16 protein-coding genes are annotated in these 18,120 nt (G+C 50.9%); 11 read left to right on the forward strand and 5 right to left on the reverse strand.

Going from position 1 to position 18,120, the window contains the following annotated elements; genetic code table 11:
- The coding region (locus M3661_RS28600; protein WP_251490548.1) for a collagen-like protein at positions 1–2,978 on the reverse strand (2,978 nt) is incomplete at its 3' end.
- 228 nt (positions 2,979–3,206) lie between these two features.
- Here M3661_RS28600 and M3661_RS28605 point away from each other — a divergent pair.
- Together M3661_RS28605 and M3661_RS28610 are read left to right on the forward strand one after the other, a co-directional pair.
- Entirely contained in the window at positions 3,207–3,470 is a 264-nt protein-coding gene (locus M3661_RS28605; RefSeq protein WP_028532639.1) for a YqkE family protein, read from the forward strand.
- 169 nt (positions 3,471–3,639) lie between these two features.
- Entirely contained in the window at positions 3,640–4,281 is a 642-nt protein-coding gene (locus M3661_RS28610) for a GTP pyrophosphokinase (protein ID WP_021262317.1), read from the forward strand.
- Positions 4,282–4,336: 55 nt separating this feature from the next.
- Here M3661_RS28610 and M3661_RS28615 read toward each other — a convergent pair whose 3' ends face one another.
- Positions 4,337–5,638 (reverse strand): hypothetical protein, encoded by a 1,302-nt coding sequence (locus tag M3661_RS28615; protein WP_251490551.1) that lies wholly within the window; start codon positions 5,636–5,638, stop codon positions 4,337–4,339.
- A gap of 377 nt (positions 5,639–6,015) precedes the next feature.
- Here M3661_RS28615 and M3661_RS28620 point away from each other — a divergent pair, with 377 nt between their 5' ends.
- From M3661_RS28620 to M3661_RS28655, 8 genes are all read left to right on the forward strand, one after another.
- Positions 6,016–6,882 carry an energy-coupling factor transporter ATPase gene (locus tag M3661_RS28620; RefSeq protein ID WP_065294276.1) on the forward strand — a complete coding sequence of 289 codons (867 nt, stop codon included), beginning with the start codon at positions 6,016–6,018 and terminating at the stop codon, positions 6,880–6,882.
- Positions 6,879–7,754 (forward strand): energy-coupling factor transporter ATPase, encoded by an 876-nt coding sequence (locus M3661_RS28625; RefSeq protein WP_065294275.1) that lies wholly within the window; start codon positions 6,879–6,881, stop codon positions 7,752–7,754. Before M3661_RS28620 ends, M3661_RS28625 begins: the two co-directional genes overlap by 4 nt.
- 4 nt (positions 7,755–7,758) lie before the next feature.
- Positions 7,759–8,586 carry an energy-coupling factor transporter transmembrane component T family protein gene (locus M3661_RS28630; RefSeq protein ID WP_065294274.1) on the forward strand — a complete coding sequence of 276 codons (828 nt, stop codon included), beginning with the start codon at positions 7,759–7,761 and terminating at the stop codon, positions 8,584–8,586.
- 60 nt (positions 8,587–8,646) lie between these two features.
- Positions 8,647–9,213, forward strand: coding sequence for an ECF transporter S component (locus M3661_RS28635; protein WP_251490554.1), 567 nt, complete (start codon positions 8,647–8,649; stop codon positions 9,211–9,213).
- Positions 9,213–10,241, forward strand: coding sequence for a P1 family peptidase (locus tag M3661_RS28640; protein WP_251490557.1), 1,029 nt, complete (start codon positions 9,213–9,215; stop codon positions 10,239–10,241). The genes M3661_RS28635 and M3661_RS28640 overlap by 1 nt, the downstream gene beginning before the upstream one ends.
- The gene (locus M3661_RS28645) at positions 10,238–12,031 is read left to right on the forward strand and encodes a CocE/NonD family hydrolase (protein WP_251490560.1); all 1,794 of its coding nucleotides are present in this window, start codon (positions 10,238–10,240) and stop codon (positions 12,029–12,031) included. The genes M3661_RS28640 and M3661_RS28645 overlap by 4 nt, the downstream gene beginning before the upstream one ends.
- Positions 12,032–12,240: 209 nt before the next feature.
- On the forward strand, positions 12,241–14,289 hold the full coding sequence (locus M3661_RS28650; RefSeq protein ID WP_251490563.1) for a beta propeller repeat protein: 2,049 nt from the start codon (positions 12,241–12,243) through the stop codon (positions 14,287–14,289).
- A gap of 342 nt (positions 14,290–14,631) precedes the next feature.
- Positions 14,632–15,381: an alpha/beta hydrolase gene (locus M3661_RS28655; protein WP_251490629.1), complete on the forward strand. Its 750-nt coding sequence runs from the start codon at positions 14,632–14,634 to the stop codon at positions 15,379–15,381.
- A gap of 119 nt (positions 15,382–15,500) precedes the next feature.
- Here M3661_RS28655 and M3661_RS28660 read toward each other — a convergent pair whose 3' ends face one another.
- The 3 genes from M3661_RS28660 to M3661_RS28670 all read right to left on the reverse strand — a co-directional run bounded on the left by M3661_RS28660 (position 15,501) and on the right by M3661_RS28670 (position 17,086).
- Positions 15,501–16,229 (reverse strand): 3-ketoacyl-ACP reductase, encoded by a 729-nt coding sequence (locus M3661_RS28660; protein WP_251490566.1) that lies wholly within the window; start codon positions 16,227–16,229, stop codon positions 15,501–15,503.
- Positions 16,230–16,252: 23 nt separating this feature from the next.
- Positions 16,253–16,567, reverse strand: a complete 315-nt coding sequence (locus M3661_RS28665) for an antibiotic biosynthesis monooxygenase (RefSeq protein WP_065293276.1) — start codon at positions 16,565–16,567, stop codon at positions 16,253–16,255.
- Between the two features lie 228 nt (positions 16,568–16,795).
- Positions 16,796–17,086 carry a winged helix-turn-helix transcriptional regulator gene (locus M3661_RS28670; RefSeq protein ID WP_065293281.1) on the reverse strand — a complete coding sequence of 97 codons (291 nt, stop codon included), beginning with the start codon at positions 17,084–17,086 and terminating at the stop codon, positions 16,796–16,798.
- Positions 17,087–17,508: 422 nt separating this feature from the next.
- On the opposite strand from M3661_RS28670, the gene M3661_RS28675 reads away from it, so the two are divergent.
- Positions 17,509–18,027: an NAD(P)H-dependent oxidoreductase gene (locus M3661_RS28675; protein WP_251490569.1), complete on the forward strand. Its 519-nt coding sequence runs from the start codon at positions 17,509–17,511 to the stop codon at positions 18,025–18,027.
- The last annotated feature ends 93 nt before the right edge of the window (positions 18,028–18,120 follow it).

The raw sequence follows: 18,120 nt of genomic DNA on the forward strand, positions 1-18,120 counted from the left end.
TCGCCGGTCGCCCCAGTAATGCCAGTAGCCCCCGTAACGCCGGTAACGCCAGTAGCTCCAGTCGTACCGGTAGCGCCAGTGTCGCCAGTAACACCAGTAGCACCAGTAGCACCAGTAGCACCAGTAGAGCCTGTGTCGCCAGTAGTGCCTGTAGTGCCTGTAGCTCCAGTAGCGCCGGTAGCACCAGTAACGCCAGTCGCCCCGGTAGCGCCAGTAGTGCCAGTAGTGCCAGTAGCGCCGGTGTCGCCCGTAGCACCAGTAGCACCGGTAACGCCAGTAGAGCCGGTAGAGCCAGTAACGCCCGTAGCCCCGGTAGCGCCGGTGTCGCCAGTAGCCCCGGTAGCGCCAGTAACGCCAGTCGCACCCGTAGCCCCAGTAGAGCCAATGGCACCAGTAACACCAGTAACACCAGTAACACCAGTAACACCAGTAACACCAGTAACACCAGTAACACCAGTAACACCAGTAGCCCCCGTAGCTCCAGTAACGCCAGTCGCCCCAGTAACGCCAGTAGTACCCGTAACACCAGTAGAGCCTGTAGCGCCAGTATCACCGGTAGCACCAGTAGAGCCAGTATCACCGGTAGCACCGGTAGCACCAGTAGAGCCAGTGTCGCCTGTAGCGCCAGTCGCCCCAGTAACGCCAGTCGCCCCAGTAACGCCAGTAGCACCAGTAGAGCCAGTAACGCCGGTAGCGCCAGTAACACCAGTAACACCAGTAGCACCAGTAGAGCCTGTGTCGCCCGTAGCACCGGTAGCGCCAGTAACGCCAGTGGCACCAGTAATGCCAGTGGCACCGGTCGCGCCAGTCGCGCCGGTGGCTCCAGTAACTCCAGTAACTCCAGTAACTCCAGTAACTCCAGTAACTCCAGTAACTCCAGTAACTCCAGTAACTCCAGTAACTCCAGTAACTCCAGTAACGCCTGTAGCACCGGTAGCGCCAGTAACACCAGTAACGCCAGTCGCGCCAGTAGCACCAGTAACGCCAGTCGCGCCAGTAGCACCAGTAACGCCAGTCGCGCCAGTAGCACCAGTAACGCCAGTCGCGCCAGTAGCACCAGTAGAGCCAGTAGCACCAGTAACGCCGGTAGAGCCAGTAACACCAGTAGCCCCAGTGCCGCCAGTAGCACCAGTGGCACCAGTAATGCCAGTAGAGCCAGTAACGCCAGTGGCACCAGTATCACCAGTAACGCCAGTAACGCCAGTAACGCCAGTCACGCCAGTCACGCCAGTCGCCCCAGTGGCTCCGGTAACGCCGGTAGCGCCAGTGGCACCAGTAACGCCAGTAGCACCAGTGTCGCCGGTCGCCCCAGTAATGCCAGTAGCCCCCGTAACGCCGGTAACGCCAGTAGCTCCAGTCGTACCGGTAGCGCCAGTGTCGCCAGTAACACCAGTAGCACCAGTAGCACCAGTAGCACCAGTAGCACCAGTAGAGCCTGTGTCGCCAGTAGTGCCTGTAGTGCCTGTAGCTCCAGTAGCGCCGGTAGCACCAGTAACGCCAGTCGCCCCAGTAACACCAGTTGCTCCGGTAGCACCTGTAGCACCGGTAGCGCCAGTAACGCCAGTAACGCCGGTCGCGCCAGTAACGCCAGTCGCGCCGGTGGCACCAGTAGAGCCGGTAGAGCCAGTAACACCAGTAGCACCAGTAGAGCCGGTAGAGCCAGTGTCACCAGTAACGCCAGTGTCACCAGTAACGCCAGTGGCACCAGTAACACCAGTAGCTCCAGTCGCACCGGTCGCCCCAGTCGCGCCGGTAGCGCCAGTGGCACCAGTCGAGCCAGTAACACCAGTCGCACCAGTAACGCCAGTCGCGCCGGTGGCACCAGTAGCACCAGTAGAGCCAGTCGCACCAGTAGAGCCGGTAGAGCCAGTGTCACCAGTAACGCCAGTAACGCCCGTAACGCCGGTAGCGCCCGTAGCACCAGCAACGCCAGTCGCCCCAGTAACGCCAGTGGCACCAGTAATGCCAGTGGCACCAGTGTCGCCGGTTGCACCAGTAGAGCCGGTAGCACCGGTCGCCCCAGTCGCGCCGGTAGCGCCAGTGGCACCAGTCGAGCCAGTAACACCAGTCGCACCAGTAACGCCGGTGGCACCAGTAACACCAGTTGCTCCAGTGGCTCCGGTATCGCCAGTCGCGCCAGTCACGCCAGTAGCGCCAGTCGCGCCAGTAGCGCCAGTAGCGCCAGTAACACCAGTAACACCAGTAACGCCAGTAGCGCCAGTAGCGCCAGTAACGCCAGTAACGCCAGTAACGCCGGTAGCGCCAGTAACGCCGGTAACTCCAGTTGCGCCGGTAACGCCAGTAACGCCGGTAGCGCCGGTAGCGCCAGTAACGCCGGTAACTCCAGTTGCGCCGGTAACGCCAGTAGAGCCGGTAGAGCCAGTAGAGCCAGTAACGCCGGTAACTCCAGTTGCGCCGGTAACGCCAGTAGAGCCGGTAGCGCCGGTAGAGCCAGTAGAGCCAGTAACGCCGGTCGCGCCAGTAACGCCAGTAGCGCCAGTGGCACCAGTAACGCCAGTAACGCCAGTGGCACCAGTAACGCCAGTAACGCCAGTAACGCCAGTAACGCCAGTGGCACCAGTAACGCCAGTAGCGCCAGTGGCACCAGTGACGCCAATAGCACCGGTAGCGCCAGTGGCACCAGTCGCGCCAGTCGCACCGGTTGTGCCAGTAGCACCCGTCGCGCCGGTGACGCCAGTAGCGCCAGTAACGCCGGTAGCACCCGTAGCACCAGTAGCGCCCGTGAAGCCAGTGGCACCAGTAGCCCCTCGTTGTCCGTTGGCACCCGTCGCGCCAGTTGGGCCGGTCGGACCCGTTGGCCCTGTTATACCTGTAGGTACGCCAGTCGGGCTCGTTGGGCCAGTATGAGGTGGGATTGGGACAAACGGGGGTGGAAATACATTTGCACAACTTTGCGGAGGGAAAATATTAGACCGGACTAGGTTGCTGTAGCTATTTTTCCTTAGATCCCCATCCATGGTGTATGCTCCTTCCTTCAGAATAAGTTGGATGGACAGAGACGATGTATTGGAAACAGACTAGTTTTCATAGGGACATTTCTACCAATACCCACAATGTATGTAGATGAATGTGTATCCGCAACACGAATCAGCAATCAATCGTATTACAGTTTAGGGTTGTCTGTGTGGAAGATGGTGCTTCATGAGGAATACTGCTATAATGAAAGGGAAATCGAGGTGATCAGAATGGGGAAAAAACGCAGAACAGCAGCGGCTCCGACTCAGGCTGCCACGGAGAAGCCGGCTACCTTGAAGGATTTGTTAAGTCCCGATGTCTTGAACAAGCTGAAGACTCAAGCCAAGGAACTGCAAGTCCAAGAAGACACTCGCAAGGAACAAGAGCGCCAGAAGGCTGAAGAAGCCCGCCGTGCCGAGCAGAAGAAGCTGGACAACAACTTCGAATATTTATTGAATAACAGCAGCCTGGATTGGCGCAAATATAAAAAGTAAGGAAAAGCGTGCAGACGAGAGAGTCTCACGCTTTTCCTTCTTTATCACCCTAAAATAAATGGGGGAGCATCTCCTTCCAATCCTGTACATTTGATCTCAGCGTCAAGAGGAGGTAATCTTGGTTATATAGTATTGTTACATTGTTCACATATCGGATGGAGGAGACAGCATGAACTTGCCTATCTTAAATAAATTTGAATTGTTCGAGGCGATACAGAAGCATTGGGGTGGTTTTTTTCGTCAATATGAAATGGCTCTGAACGAGCTTCAGAGTGATTTTCAAATCATTGATCTCGATTGGAAGACCAAATTCGGATATTCCCCGATCGAACATATGAAGGCACGGGTTAAGAATCCACTGTCCTTGCTCAAAAAAATTGAACGCAAAGGGATTCCGTTCTCCATGGATGCGGTTCAGAACAATATTCGTGATATTGCGGGACTGCGGATCGTTACCACATTTTTGGATGACGTATATATGATGAAAGAGCACATTGAGCAGCGCGAGGATATCCAAGTGCTTCAAGTAAAAGATTACATCCAAAACCCGAAGCCAAGCGGCTATAAAAGCTTGCACATGGTGGTGAAGACGCAGGTCATTCTCTCGCACGAAGTATTGTGGGTACCTGCTGAAATTCAGCTGCGCACATCTTCCATGGATTTCTGGGCAGCGACAGAACATAAGCTGAACTATAAATATGAAGGCGGCGAAGTGCCTGAGGATGCGCGCAACCAACTCTATGAATTATCCAAATCCGCGTTCCAAATGGACGAGCAGATGTCAATGCTGCGTAATCAGCTGCTAAAATAAACGGAAACACCACAAGGCTCCCCTTGATAAGGAGAGCCTCTTTGTAATGTCCGGATTACTTGATGCCATGCCACTTGGCAAGGTGCTCCGCATGAGAGCGCAAATAAGCATGTGGGCCAAAAAATTGATCATAATAATCCAAATCCAAATGGTGGGTCTGCAAATACATAAGTGAAAAGACGGATGGAACCGTAGCCGGAAATTTGCCGAAGGCGTCATAAACGTATTGCGCCATATGGCTGACTGCATCCCGGAACTGTTCATCGTGGATTTGTGCGCTGCCTCGTACTTTGCGGCTATCCTTCCATGGGCCTGGCGTATCGGGATGGAAGGGGCCGTTTTTGCCAAACTTGCGATCACAGAACGCATCCACAGCTGCGCGCATATCTGCAAAATGCGGCGGTGTAAACGAAGTGAACACGCCTTCAAGGCCGGTTGGATTAGGGAGCGACCACCGCTTGTCAGTATCATAGCGGAATCCAAGTCCAGGTACATTCGGATCCCCGCTAGCTCCAAGCACAGTAAGTCGGTCAATGCCGTCGAACATCCAGCCGCCTAATCCGAGTGCCTGCTGCATGAGCATGCCGGCATAGGTCGCGGTCGACAACTCAGCCGATAGTTCTGCCAATGAATATTGATCAAGGAATGTAAGCGGAAGCGGATTGTCAACATCGACAATGTCACGGAACTGCTCAATGCCCGGAATAGGTCGGTTGTTCACATCATCGTAAATGCACAGCCCATTTTGGACATAGAAGCATAGGTTCGCAATTGTATGCTGAGCCAAGTCTCCTACTGGAAAGACGAGCAGCGTACCTGGCTTGTTCGCAACCCATGAATTATGCCCCTCCATATAAGGCTCATAATTCGGAATATGTAGACGTTGATTGGAAATGCGGCGAATATTGCTGGAATAAGCTTGAATCAGGTCAATGAGCCGATGGTTGCCCTCTGAATTCCGTTCCGTAAGCGGAGGTGTGTCTCGCGTGTCGAACAGATACGTTCCTGTGTCGTCGGTAAAGAAAATCTGAGAGGTATGGAAGCCAGCCGCTGATGGAAACGTTCGACCTGAGGCTGAGCCTGAATAATTGGATAGATGTGGCTTATATCGATCATGACGGGTGACGGAATGATGCCAGCCGGTGACACCGCCAACTGCCAGGAGGATAAGAATTTTCTCTATTTCATCCAAGGGAAGCGACTCATGCTTGGACGTATAGGCCAGAGCTCCGTCTGGAATTTCAGCACCTCTGAAGAAGCGGCGCGAGCGTCGTCCGAATAAGGCGTCGAGCAGTGGATATTGCAGCAAATCCTGAAGGGTTTGTTCATCAATATGATGATGGGTTTGAACAGACAAGTAGAAGGCCTCCTTTTTAATCGGAAAATAAAAAGGAGACACTCCAATCCGTTAGAAGGATCGGGTGTCTCCAGTTGACTGGTCGAACCGCCGATGCGTATTCGCCTGTATGTTACGATGTATCATATTCCACTATATGCGTAAATGTCAATAGGAATTATCAACATTAATCCCGTTCACATGGAAAAGAGCGTAAAACAATCGTTGACAGGTACATACGGCGGTGATAAGATTCTGTTCAAATCATTATAATCACATCGGAATTATAGGTTGATGTTGACCGGACGACCGGAGACGTTATTCCCTTCATGGGGAATGACGTCTTTTTTCGTTCCTGAGACACAGTTGTTAAATACTTCGAGAAGGAGGGAATTTATGTGGTTCCGATCATTCGGGTAGAACGAGCTTCTTTTCATTATGGAGAAAGTGAAGAGCGCATTCCAGTTCTCTATGGTGTTGATTTCGAACTGGCACAGGGGGAAGCGGTGGCCATCGTCGGACATAACGGTTCGGGCAAATCAACCTTCGCCAAGCTGCTGAATGGATTGCTTCTGCCCTCAAGTGGAGAGGTATGGGTTTCCGGTACGAATACGAAAAATGTGCAAGCAAGGGAGCGACTCCGCTCGGCAGTAGGCATTGTGTTTCAACATCCAGACAATCAGTTGGTGGAGACGATTGTAGAAGATGACATTGCATTCGGGCCGGAAAATATCGGTGTGCCCCAAGATGAAATTCGTCGCCGTGTAGATGAGGCGTTGGAAGTGGTGGGAATGTCGGCATTTCGAGACCGACCGCCACATCGCTTGTCAGGGGGCCAGAAGCAGCGCATTGCGATTGCAGGGGTACTGGCGATGGAGCCTTCGTGTATTGTGTTTGACGAGTCAACGAGTATGCTCGACACCTATGGTCGGCGGGAAGTGATGGAGGTGATCCAGCAGATGCGCAATCAGGGGGTGTCCATCGTATCGGTTACTCACCATATGGAAGAGGTCGTTCATTTCGATCGTGTCATTGTGTTTCAAGAAGGCCGTATTGTACGAGAATGCACTCCGAGACAGCTGTTCACGAATCACGAGCAGCTTGCTGCCTATTATTTGGAGCCGCCAGAAATGAATCGAATAGCAGAGGGCGTTCATCGGCATGAGGAATTGTTCCGATCAGATCGGTTAACGGTAGCTGAAATGGTAGAAGAGTTCGAGCATGTGGTGAGGTGGCAGCAGCGGAAGGAGGCGTTATCTTCATGAGTCTGCCTGAATTTGCAGTACAGGTTGAGCAGTTATCCTACACGTATATGAAGGGAACGCCATTTCAGCATGATGCACTTTACGATGTATATTTCCATGCTAGGTCAGGGGAATGTGTGGCAATCATCGGACATACGGGCTCAGGCAAGTCGACGCTCATCCAGCATCTGAATGGCTTACTGCTTCCCCAAACCGGGCAAGTCAACGTGCTTGGCTACGAATTGTCCAAATCGAAGCACTTACAGTCCGAAATACGGAGGCAAGTTGTGGTTCTATTCCAGCAGCCAGAGGATCAATTGTTCGAGAAATATGTAGCTGATGATATCGCTTACGGCCCGCTTCAATATGGATTGTCGAAGAAGGAGGTCATCCAACGCGTGAAGCACGCGATGGATTTCGTTGGGCTTCCGTTCGAAACAATGAGGAACCGACCTATCTATGCGCTTAGCGGTGGACAGAAACGCAAGGTCGCACTTGCAGGACTGCTAGCTCTGGATCCGCGAGTCCTTGTGCTTGATGAACCGACTGCGGGACTTGACCCGATGTCTCGTCAGGAACTGCTGTACAAGATCAAGCGATTGTCGCGAGATGAGGGGAGAACCATCATATTTGTCACCCACAGTATGGAAGAAGTAGCCCTGCTCGCCGATCGAGTGTATGTACTGGCGGATGGGAGCAATGTCGCTGATGGAACGACACGTGAAATCTTTGCTAAACGGGAGCTCATTCATCGCTATCGCATTGGAACGCCGCAAAGTGTGGAGCTTGTTCATACGTTGATTGCGAATGGATATGACATGAACAGCAGCACATTCGGGGTTGAGGAGACGGTAGCGGAAGTAAGTAAATTACTTCATCAGGAGGTGGGGTAGAACGATGGCAGAAGCATTTGATTCGGCTCGTCATATTACGATAGGGCAGTACATGCCGGGACGTTCACTCATCCATCAATGGGATTCACGGTATAAGCTGGCGGCGTTCACCTTATATATAGGCGCCGTAGCCTTCTGTCAATCTTATGCAGGTAATATAGCTGGACTCGCAATAAGTCTGTTCATCGTCTTCCTTGCGCGCATTCCAATCGGATATGCCTTGAAGGGATTGAAGCCTGCACTTCCTTTTCTCCTAATTCTGGCCCTTCTTCAATTATTGTTCAATGGGAAAGTGTATGCGAATGGTCAGGTGTACTGGCAGTATGGATTCATCTGGCTGACAGAAGGCGGGATAAGGCTTGTCATTGTATCCACGATGAGGTTCGTAGAAATGATGCTCCTCGTGAGTGTACTGACACTGACCACCACCACAACCCAGCTTGCACGGGCCATGCACAGCTTATTGCACCCGCTGGAGAAGTTGAAGGTACCTGTTCATGCCTTCTGCATGATGATTACGATTGCCCTTCGCTTCGTCCCAACGTTCGCGCTGGAGATGGATAAGATTCGCAAGGCGCAGGCTGCTCGCGGCGCATCCTTCGGTACGATCCCATGGTGGCGGATCATGAAGCGAACACAATCGGTATTCCCTCTCATCATTCCGTTATTTCAATTAGCCCTTCAACGTGCGGAGCAATTAATTGCAGCAATGGAGTCGCGAGGATACCGATCGCATGGCAGAACCTCGTTTCGTTCGTTTGAAGCTCGAACTGCTGATGTGCTGCTGCTGTTTGTGGCGGTAGGAGCAGCCTATCTGTTGATTTGGCTGTAATGGAATGGACGATGAAGTGCCTCACATACTGTTAACACAGCTGAACAAGGAGGAACCCCTATGAGTTCAAATCCAGGTATTCGCAAAATTGTAATTGCTGGTGTTCTCGGCTCTATTGCCATCCTGCTTGGCGTCACCCAATTAGGCTTTATTCCTGTTCCGACCGCAGCGGGAACGGTAACCATTGTACATATCCCTGTCATCGTTGGAGCCGTATTGGAGGGTTGGGGAGTCGGCACGGCCATTGGTCTGATTTTCGGCGTTACCTCCTTACTGGAGTCTACCATTCCTTTATTTAAAGATCCGCTTGTCGCGATCGTTCCGCGCTTGTTTATTGGCCTAATTGCTTATTTGATCTATGCTGCGCTAAAGCGAAAGAACGAGTACATTGCCATCGGTGCGGCAGGGTTTATAGGTTCTATAACGAACACGGTACTCGTACTGACGGCGGCTGTGCTTCGCAACTACTTGTCCTTAGAAGTGGCGGTTAGTGTGGGGCTTACCAACGGAATTCCGGAGGCGATTGTCTCCGTCATTATTACAACTGCTGTCGTTGCTGGATGGAAGAAGCTCACGCCGAGTCGGAAGCAGAAGGCGAAGCTGCTGAGCGAGGAGGTGGAGGGATAATGCCCGGGCAGATTACGGATGTACCTGGTACACGAGTTGGCCAAGCACATGATGAGGAAGGAATGACAGGATGCACAGTGGTGATCTGGGAAGAAGGCGCGGTATGCAGCGTTGATGTACGAGGCTCTGCACCAGGAACCCGAGAGACCGATCTGCTCCAGCCCACCAATCTCGTGGATCACATACATGGCATCGTATTGAGTGGTGGCGGGAGTTTCGGTCTCGATGCGGCATCTGGCGTGTCAGACTATTTGGTGGAGAGAAATATCGGATTCGATGTAGGCTACGGGATTGTACCGATTGTGCCAGCGGCTGTTCTATTTGATTTATCTGTAGGCAGTCCGAATGCTCGGCCAGATCGCGATATGGGATACGCAGCAGCATCTGATGCGTCATCGGGGGATGTTGCCGAAGGTAATGTAGGTGCGGGATGCGGAGCCTCTGTAGGCAAGATCGGCGGATTCGAGCGTGCGATGAAGGGTGGTATTGGAACGGCTTCGATCAAGCTGCCAAATGGACTGGTTGTAGGAGCGATCGTAGCGGTGAATGCGCTTGGGGAAATTCGAGATCCAGACACTAGAGAACTGCTTGCGGGGCCGCTCAGTGATGAAGGTGAACTTCAAGATGGTGCAAGCCTGCATTGGCTGAAGGAGAAGCCATTTTCATTTACAGGGACAAATACGACATTAGCCATTGTAGCCACCAATGCAGGGCTGACGAAGACGGAGTTGAAGAAGGTAGCTGAAATGACGCATGATGGGTTCGCGCGAGCGATCTATCCGGTTCATACGATGTACGATGGAGATATTGCCTTTGCTGCCTCCACAGGCTCAATTGAGGCCACCGTGGATCTCGTCGGAACACTTGCCGCCGATGTGGTTGCAGAAGCCATTGCACGGGGAGTTCGCACGGCGGTTCGTGCTGGAGGGGTATTGGCTTACAGAGATTTGGCTTGCAGAGATGTAAATCCTGCCATTCTAGCGAAAGAGCGAAAGGGGAATGGTTCAGGGGAGGCAGCGCTGCGATGAGCACGGCCAATACAACCACAGCCCATACAACCACAGCCCAAACAACCACAGCCCAAACAACCCCCACAAGACTCGCTGTCATCGTCGAAAGAGATGTTCCGATCCCGATGCGAGACGGGGTGATCTTATACGCCGATATTTACCGTCCAGAAGTAGGAGTCCACCCCGTACTTCTATTGCGCACCCCGTACAATAAGGAAGATGCACAGACGATGAATTATGCGCATCCATCCTGGTATGCACAGCATGGGTATGTGGTGATTGTCCAAGATGTACGAGGAAGATGGAAGTCGGAAGGCGAGTTTGAGCCTTACCGCAACGAAGTTTGGGATGGCTATGACACGATCGAATGGGCAGCAGCCTTGCCCGATGTGATCCCGAAAGTAGGAACGTACGGCTTTTCTTATGCAGGCGCGGCTCAGTGGCATGCGGCAACGGCACGGCCTCCGCACTTGGCTTGTATGACGCCCGCGATGACTGGATCAGACGCTTATCAGGGCGGTGTATACCGCAATGGGGCATTTGCCCTCGCCTGCAATCAGTCGTGGATCATGTTCCTTACTCAGAACACGGCTAGACGACATGGACGTCCCGAATGGGAGCGGGAGCTGGCGCGTGGGGGATCTGTCATACACGGCTTGTACAGCACGCTGCCGCTTCGGGATATGCCGCTCATGAATGGTGAGTTTGCACCGTTCTATCAGGAGTGGCTGCAGCATCCGACACGAGATGAATACTGGAGAGCACTGTCCATCGAAGAGCGGTATGACCGCATTGAAGTGCCCGTCCTGCATATCGGTGGTTGGTATGATCCGTTTGTAGATGGAACCATTCGCAATTACAAAGGGGTTCAGCAGCAGGGGGCGAGTGAAGAAGCAAGGGAGAATCAATACTTGCGAATCACACCGTGGTATCACATGCCGTGGTCACGATATGTCAGTGAGCTTGACTTCGGCATTGAGGCTTCGAATCGAGTAAATGAGTGGCAACTGACATGGTTTGATAGGTGGCTGAAGGGGGATGAGCATGCACTGCAATCGTGGAACAAGATTAGCTACTTTGAGATGGGATCGAATCAGTGGAAGCATACTCAGACTTGGCCGCCCCCTCAGGTGGAGCTAACGAAATATTATTTGCATGGAGATCGAGCCAACTCCATAAATGGAGACGGTCGACTGTCGCAGGAATCGCCATCTGATGGCCCGCTGCTTGCAGATACATACATCTATGATCCTCTCATACCTGTTCCTGCGCTTGGAGGACGATCGGGTGCAGTGCCCGACCTAACCCCGATGGGGCCAAAGCTGCAGCTAGCGAATGAAGTCCGCAATGATGTGCTTGTCTATACGACAGAGCCTCTTGATAGATCAGTAACCGTTGCTGGGGAAGTTGTCGCTAGGGTGTATGCGGCGACGACAGCAGTCAATACCGACTTCGTTGCTAAATTGATTGATGTCTATCCAGATGGAAGGGCGTACAACATTGCTGAAGGCATTGTACGTACAGCTTATCGACATTCGTTGGATCATCTAGAGCCAGTAGTTCCTGGAGAGGTGGTGGCATATGACATTTCTCTCGGACCAACCGCTATCGTTTTTCAAAAAGGGCATGCGATTCGGTTAGAAATTACGAGCTCCTTGTTCCCAACGTACGATCGGAACCCAAACAGTATGATCCCGCCTGGGGATGTGACGATATCTGATCTAGCACTTGCGACTCAGACCGTGTATCGTTACGACGCTTTCCCCTCACATCTCCTTTTGCCGATCGTATCCGTACCATCTTTATAAGAGAGCAGCGTTAAATGAGTCAGATTAACTTGTTCTATGTAGTAATAAGAAGTAATGAGAGGGTTCCCCTACATTTCTTTTTGATATTGTGATTCAATACAAGGAATTCATGTCAAAAGAAAGAATACAGTAATAGTTCTTTCATGCTAGTTCCATGGAACTGGTCAGTGTGTAAAGAGCAGATACTTGTAGGTGGGGGAGTTGTTTGGATGAATAGCACATCACGGCGCAGGCTTGGTCTACTCGTAGCGTTAATCGTATTATGGGGCAGTGTACTCGGTAACCAGAGCCCAGCGTCTGCAGCAGCAACACAGATAGACTGGAAGCGGGTGCAGTTGAGATCTAGCGATTTTCATGACATTGTACGAAGTGGAAAGGGCAACCTGGTCGCTGTAGGCGATGATAGTACGATCGCATATAGCGATAGCGGTGATAATTGGAACTATACCCCCTCTCCAGTTATTGCGAATTTACGAGCGATTGCGGCGAACGGGAAGCGCTATGTAGCAGTGGGCGACAGAGGGGCAGTTATTACGTCAACGAATGGCAAGCAATGGACAGCAGGCAAGATCAAGCTGGATTATACGGTTGGCGACTTCCGCGGTCAAAACGTTAGAAGCAGCAAGGATCGGGCAGCGATGAAGGTCAAATATACGCAGAAAGATGTCGCGCTGACAAGTGTGGTCTGGGACGGAAGCAAGTTCCTCGCGTACGGGATCATGAGTGTGAAAGTTGAGGAAATATCCTATCCTGTTTCTGTACTTATCGTCTCTCAAGATGGAGTATCTTGGTCCATGTATCCGGTATGGAAGTCGGAATTGATCGGAGGACTGGAGGCAGGAAAGCTCTTCGTGCATAAGGGAACCGCGTTCATTTTGCAGGATAAATACGTTGCGTATTCATCTGACTATAAGAAATGGAATGTGCAGAAGTCCGGCATAGGGGTAACGGTTCATAAAATTGCGACGAATGGTACCAGACTGGTGGCCGTCGGATGGGATGGAAGGCTGCAGGGCAGTGACGTGAAGCAACCGAGAATGACAGGGATTATTTACACCTCAACAGATGGACTTCATTGGCAGGAGTTGAACCGAGACCCTAATGCAAAAGGCAACTCCGCTGCGGGTAAGCTTGGCCTTAGCAGGTTGTCTGTTGGCGCAGTAAGCTGGGATGGCAATCGATTTATTGCAGGGATCGAAAAGGGCGGGTTTGCCCAATCAACGGATGGTCTAGGATGGACATTTGTGGATACGAATCAGCAAGCAGAATCAGATGCAAGTACCGGTTCCTTTTTTAAAAAGAAATATGGTGGCATGCTTGCGAATAGTAACGGACTGTATGCAGATCAAGAACGTGTGGTCACAGTAGGTAGTCTGGGTACCATTCGAACCTCCCTGCCAGATATGCGGGAATGGAAGGTAGTTGTTGAAGGAAAAGTCAGGGATCTCAGTTCTGTAAAGGCATCGGGAAGCCGCATTGTCGCATTTGGAGAAGGTGTAATTGTGGAATCGCGGGATGGCGGAGTGAATTGGGATGTACATAACCCGAAAGAGCTTGAACGAGCTTATTTTTATTCAACTGCTGCTGTGCAGAATGTATTCGCGGTACGAGGAATTGATAATGTCGATGGAAAGTTGGAGTCGTTCATCTATTCCTCCAATCAGCATGGTGTATGGATGATGCACTCTGGCGGTGAGTTTACGAGTAAGCCCCGTGAAGTGTACGCAGGGGATAAGCAGCTTGTAGTTAAGCTGTTGGAAGGAACCGCTGTATCAACAGATGGATCAACATGGTCGACTAAATCGGTATCGACTCCATATGTGGAACAGCTCGCGAGCAATGGGCGAATCGCCATTGGCAGACAGGTTGATGCAGAGAGCTTCAGCAATGTTCTTATGATCTATAATGGCTCCAAATGGGCAGCTAGCAAGCATACTGCAAATATCGTACGGGGAGCTGTATGGGATGGCCGCCAGTTCATTGCCATTGCAGACAGTCAGATCATCACATCGAAAAACGGGGCTGATTGGAAATCGACTTCCAATTCGTATGGAATGAATGCAATTGCTTATGGAGGTGGCAAAATTCTCATTGCGTGTGATAAAGGAACACTGCTGGAATCCACGGATGGCGTGCGCTGGGAAGAGAGATCGGTTTCCACTGCGGTGGATCTCACCAACATTGTATGGGACAGTAACGGAAAGAAGTTCATTGTATCGGGCAAGGGCGGAACTATTTTGGTGGGTTCTCCGAAATAGGATACAAGGTTCAGAGAAGGCCGCGTTCACGATTGTTGAACGCGGTCTTTGTTTGTTCATCCTCGGTTTGTGCTGAATTTATGAAGCTTCTTCATATCTCTAATACGATCACAGGTTGGTGTTACAAGGGCTAAACTTCAAGTATCGGCATATAGGCTTATTACCTTCTGTTGCTCATACATATGGAAATAGGGTTCTTTTGTAGGTAAGGAATCGATGTTTGATCAACGAGGGGAGAGGGGAACGGCAATGAATCAGGAGATGAACGGGGGAGTTGCGGCAGGGAGCCAGTCATCTTATGCCAATATACAGACGAAGTATGCATTCGATGGTGCAAGGGATATGAACTGGTGTAGTCCATCCATAACATTTGTGCTCGTTCATGGCTCGTGGGGGGACTCGAGTTATTGGTGGAAGACGGCTGAAGTTCTTCATGGCATGGGGCATACCGTCTATACGCCGAATTTACCAGGGCATGGAATGGATCGGAACAAGAATGTAACCCACGCCATGTATGTGGACACAGTCATTCAATGTATTATTCATCATCAGCTTACGAATATTGTTCTTGTTGGTCACAGCTTCGGTGGAACGGTGATTAGCAAGGTAGTGGAGCTTGTGCCTGACCGTGTTCGGCGCCTTGTATATATGGATGCATTCGTGGTACGCAATGGATACAGCACGGCAGATGAGATTCCTCCCCAAGGCAAGCAGGAGTGGATTCAGTTGGCGCAGCAGTCATCTGATAATACGATCATGCTGCCCTTCGCCGTATGGAGAGAGACCTTTATGAACAATGCAAGTATTGAATTAGCGTTTCAAATTTATTGTACCGTTACACCAGAGCCTGCGGGGCCATTATTCGAGAAGCTGGATCTGACGGAATTCTATCGTTTATCTATGCCCAAAAGCTACTTGTATTTGACGGATGATACCGCACTTCCGCAAGGAGAACAGTATGGCTGGCACCCTCATATGTCAAGCCGACTTGGGATGTTCCGGCTTATTACAGCGCATGGCGATCATATGACTCCATTCCATGTTCATCCGCATCTCGTTGCGGAGAAGCTTGTTGAGGCAGGGCGGGATTAAATGGCGAGTGGAAGCGGCGCAGATATGCTGGCTTCATGCATAACAAAGGCTGGTCATAGGAGTATTCTCCACGACCAGCCTGCAAGTGCTGCAATGAAATAGAAAATGGATAATTCGAATTACTGTGGATTGGTTGTCCAAATGCCAGCAGTCTTCACGAATACACGTTGTGGAAGCTTAAGAGCCGCAAGGGCCAGTTCCGCTACGTCCTCTGGCTGCATCATGCGATCTTCGTCGCCAATGTTAAGACCTGCATTTACTGCGAGATCTGTATTCACTGTGCTTGGCGTCAGTGCAGTTACGCGGATGTTGTGCTTGCGCACTTCCTGCATGAGCGCTTCGGTTAAGCCCATCACTGCGAACTTAGAAGCGTTGTAAGCAGATCCAGTAGCGAAGCCGCGTTCGCCAGCTGTTGAAGAGATGTTAATAATACTGCCTTCATTCTGCTCGATCATCGCAGGCAGCACAGTACGAGTTACATAGTAAGTTCCCATCAGATTAACTTGAATGATGCGTTCCCACTCTTGTGGATCCATGTCGACAAGTTTGCCGAATTTCGCAATGCCTGCATTATTGACAACGATGTGAATGGCACCCAACTGCTCCGTAAGTGAGGCAACAGCGCGGTTTACATCATCTTGTACCGCAACGTCAGCTGTAGCGATTGCGACGCGAATATCATATTTTGCAGTCAGTTCAGCTTGAAGTGCTTCAAGGTCAGCGCTAGTTCGAGCGATGAGACCAAGGTGCACACCTTCTTGTGCCAGCGATTCAGCCAACGCTTTGCCAATTCCTTTGCCTGCTCCCGTAATCAGTGCGGTTTTGTTCGTAAGATCTTGTAATTTCATATTCAATAATCTCCTTCAGATGTTTATGCTTGTCCGTTATGACTAACAACAAGCTCATATTTGTTCAAGGAAGCGCCGAGCATGTACTGCTTGCTGTCGCTCGCACCCCGGTGAGATTCGCGGAAGGTATCACTAGAAGTCCAGTTGCGGAATGACTCCTCGTTCTCCCACACTGTACATACCTTCAATTCCTCTTCGCCCTCTTGACCCGCTCCAAGCCATACCTCCATGCGAATGAATCCGCTCATTTGCTGAACGCCCTTGGCTTGCGCGAATCGCTCTGCCACTTGCTTGCCGAATCCCTCTTGAATTCGGATTGTGTTCGTAACGACTAACATGCTATCGCCTCCTGTGTGCATGATGGTGTTGATGTTCATTTGTACAGATCCTATGTCTGCCTCTCTATTATACTCGAACGCATGGACAAGATCACACCTTCGCATTCCCATATGTATATTGGAAGGTTGTGGATGTATGGTGCGTTAGTTAACCGATGCATCGATACGAGATACATGCCCAAGGGCCACACAGGCAGGCTTTCTGGTCATGTGCGATATTGGTAGCATTCACTCGTGAGTATCTCTCATCACATTCCATGTGGTTCCCCAGTCTTTCATTGCATCGAAAATAGGACGAAGCGTTAGCCCCTTCTCGGTTAACGAGTATTCAACATGCGGTGGGATCTCGGAGTATACAGTTCGTTGAATAATATGCCGCTGTTCCAGTTCCTTCAATCGGAGTGACAGTGTGCGCGGACTAATGCCGTGAAGCGAGCGCTCCAACTCTCCGAACCGTTTCGTACCGTAGAATAATTCACGCAGTATAAGAAAAGTCCACTTGCCTCCAATGATATCCATCGTATGTTCGATGGGACAAGCAGTGGTTGGAGTTGTCCCTATAGTAGATTCGTGTTCTAAGTGATCTAGTATAGTGTTTGGGGAGGCAGTAGATTGTAATGTTCCCTCTTGGCAAGGTATAGTTGTCGATTGCTCTGGAGTTGACATATATATCCCCCTTCGTGTGTACACTTCATTTAGTATAGTGCAATTCATATGATATCGCCAATGTGCCAGTCGTTATGAAGACATCCATAATGAATTGCTCGAAAAGGGGTATTCACATCCGATAGCAGAGCATGGCCATCCGATATCTTTCCGAAATCAATCGAACTGAAGAACAAGGAGGAATACAAGGATGTTAGGCACTCGCAGATTATGTAATGAATGACGTATGTATGATAAAATAAGTGTGATATTAGAGTCAGAAGGAGAGGAATGTCATGAAGGTACTTGTCATTGTTGCACATCCCAACTTGGACGCATCCAACGTGAACCGTGCTTGGGCCGAAGAGCTTCGCAAGCATGATAACATCACCGTACACGAGCTGTATAAGGCGTATCCAAATGGACAGATCGACGTCGAGAAGGAGCAGGCATTGTGTGAAAGCCATGATCGTATCGTATGGCAGTTCCCATTCTATTGGTACAGCTCGCCGCCATTGATGAAGCAATGGCTGGACAGTGTGCTTACATATGGCTGGGCATATGGCCCCGGTGGCGGTCGCTTGCGTGGCAAAGAGCTGATGCTGGCTGTATCGACGGGAAGTCCGCAAGAGAAGTATCAAGCAGGCGGCTTCAATCATTACTCCATGAGTGAGCTGCTGAAGCCGTTCCAAGCAACGAGCAATTTACTAGGCACGACATACTTGCCGGCATTTGTATTCCATGGTGCGATGGGCGCAGAAGAAGCTGTGATTCAGAACAGTGTCAAGGAATATGTCTCCTATTTGTTGAAGTAGGATGGAATGCACGTTACATTAACTAAGGATTAGAAATGGGATTGTGCATTATAGGAGATTATTATACGAATAGTGAGATAGCTCTGGTTATGA

The organism is Paenibacillus sp. MER 180, assembly GCF_023713665.1.
Lineage (GTDB): Bacteria > Bacillota > Bacilli > Paenibacillales > Paenibacillaceae > Paenibacillus_B > Paenibacillus_B suaedae.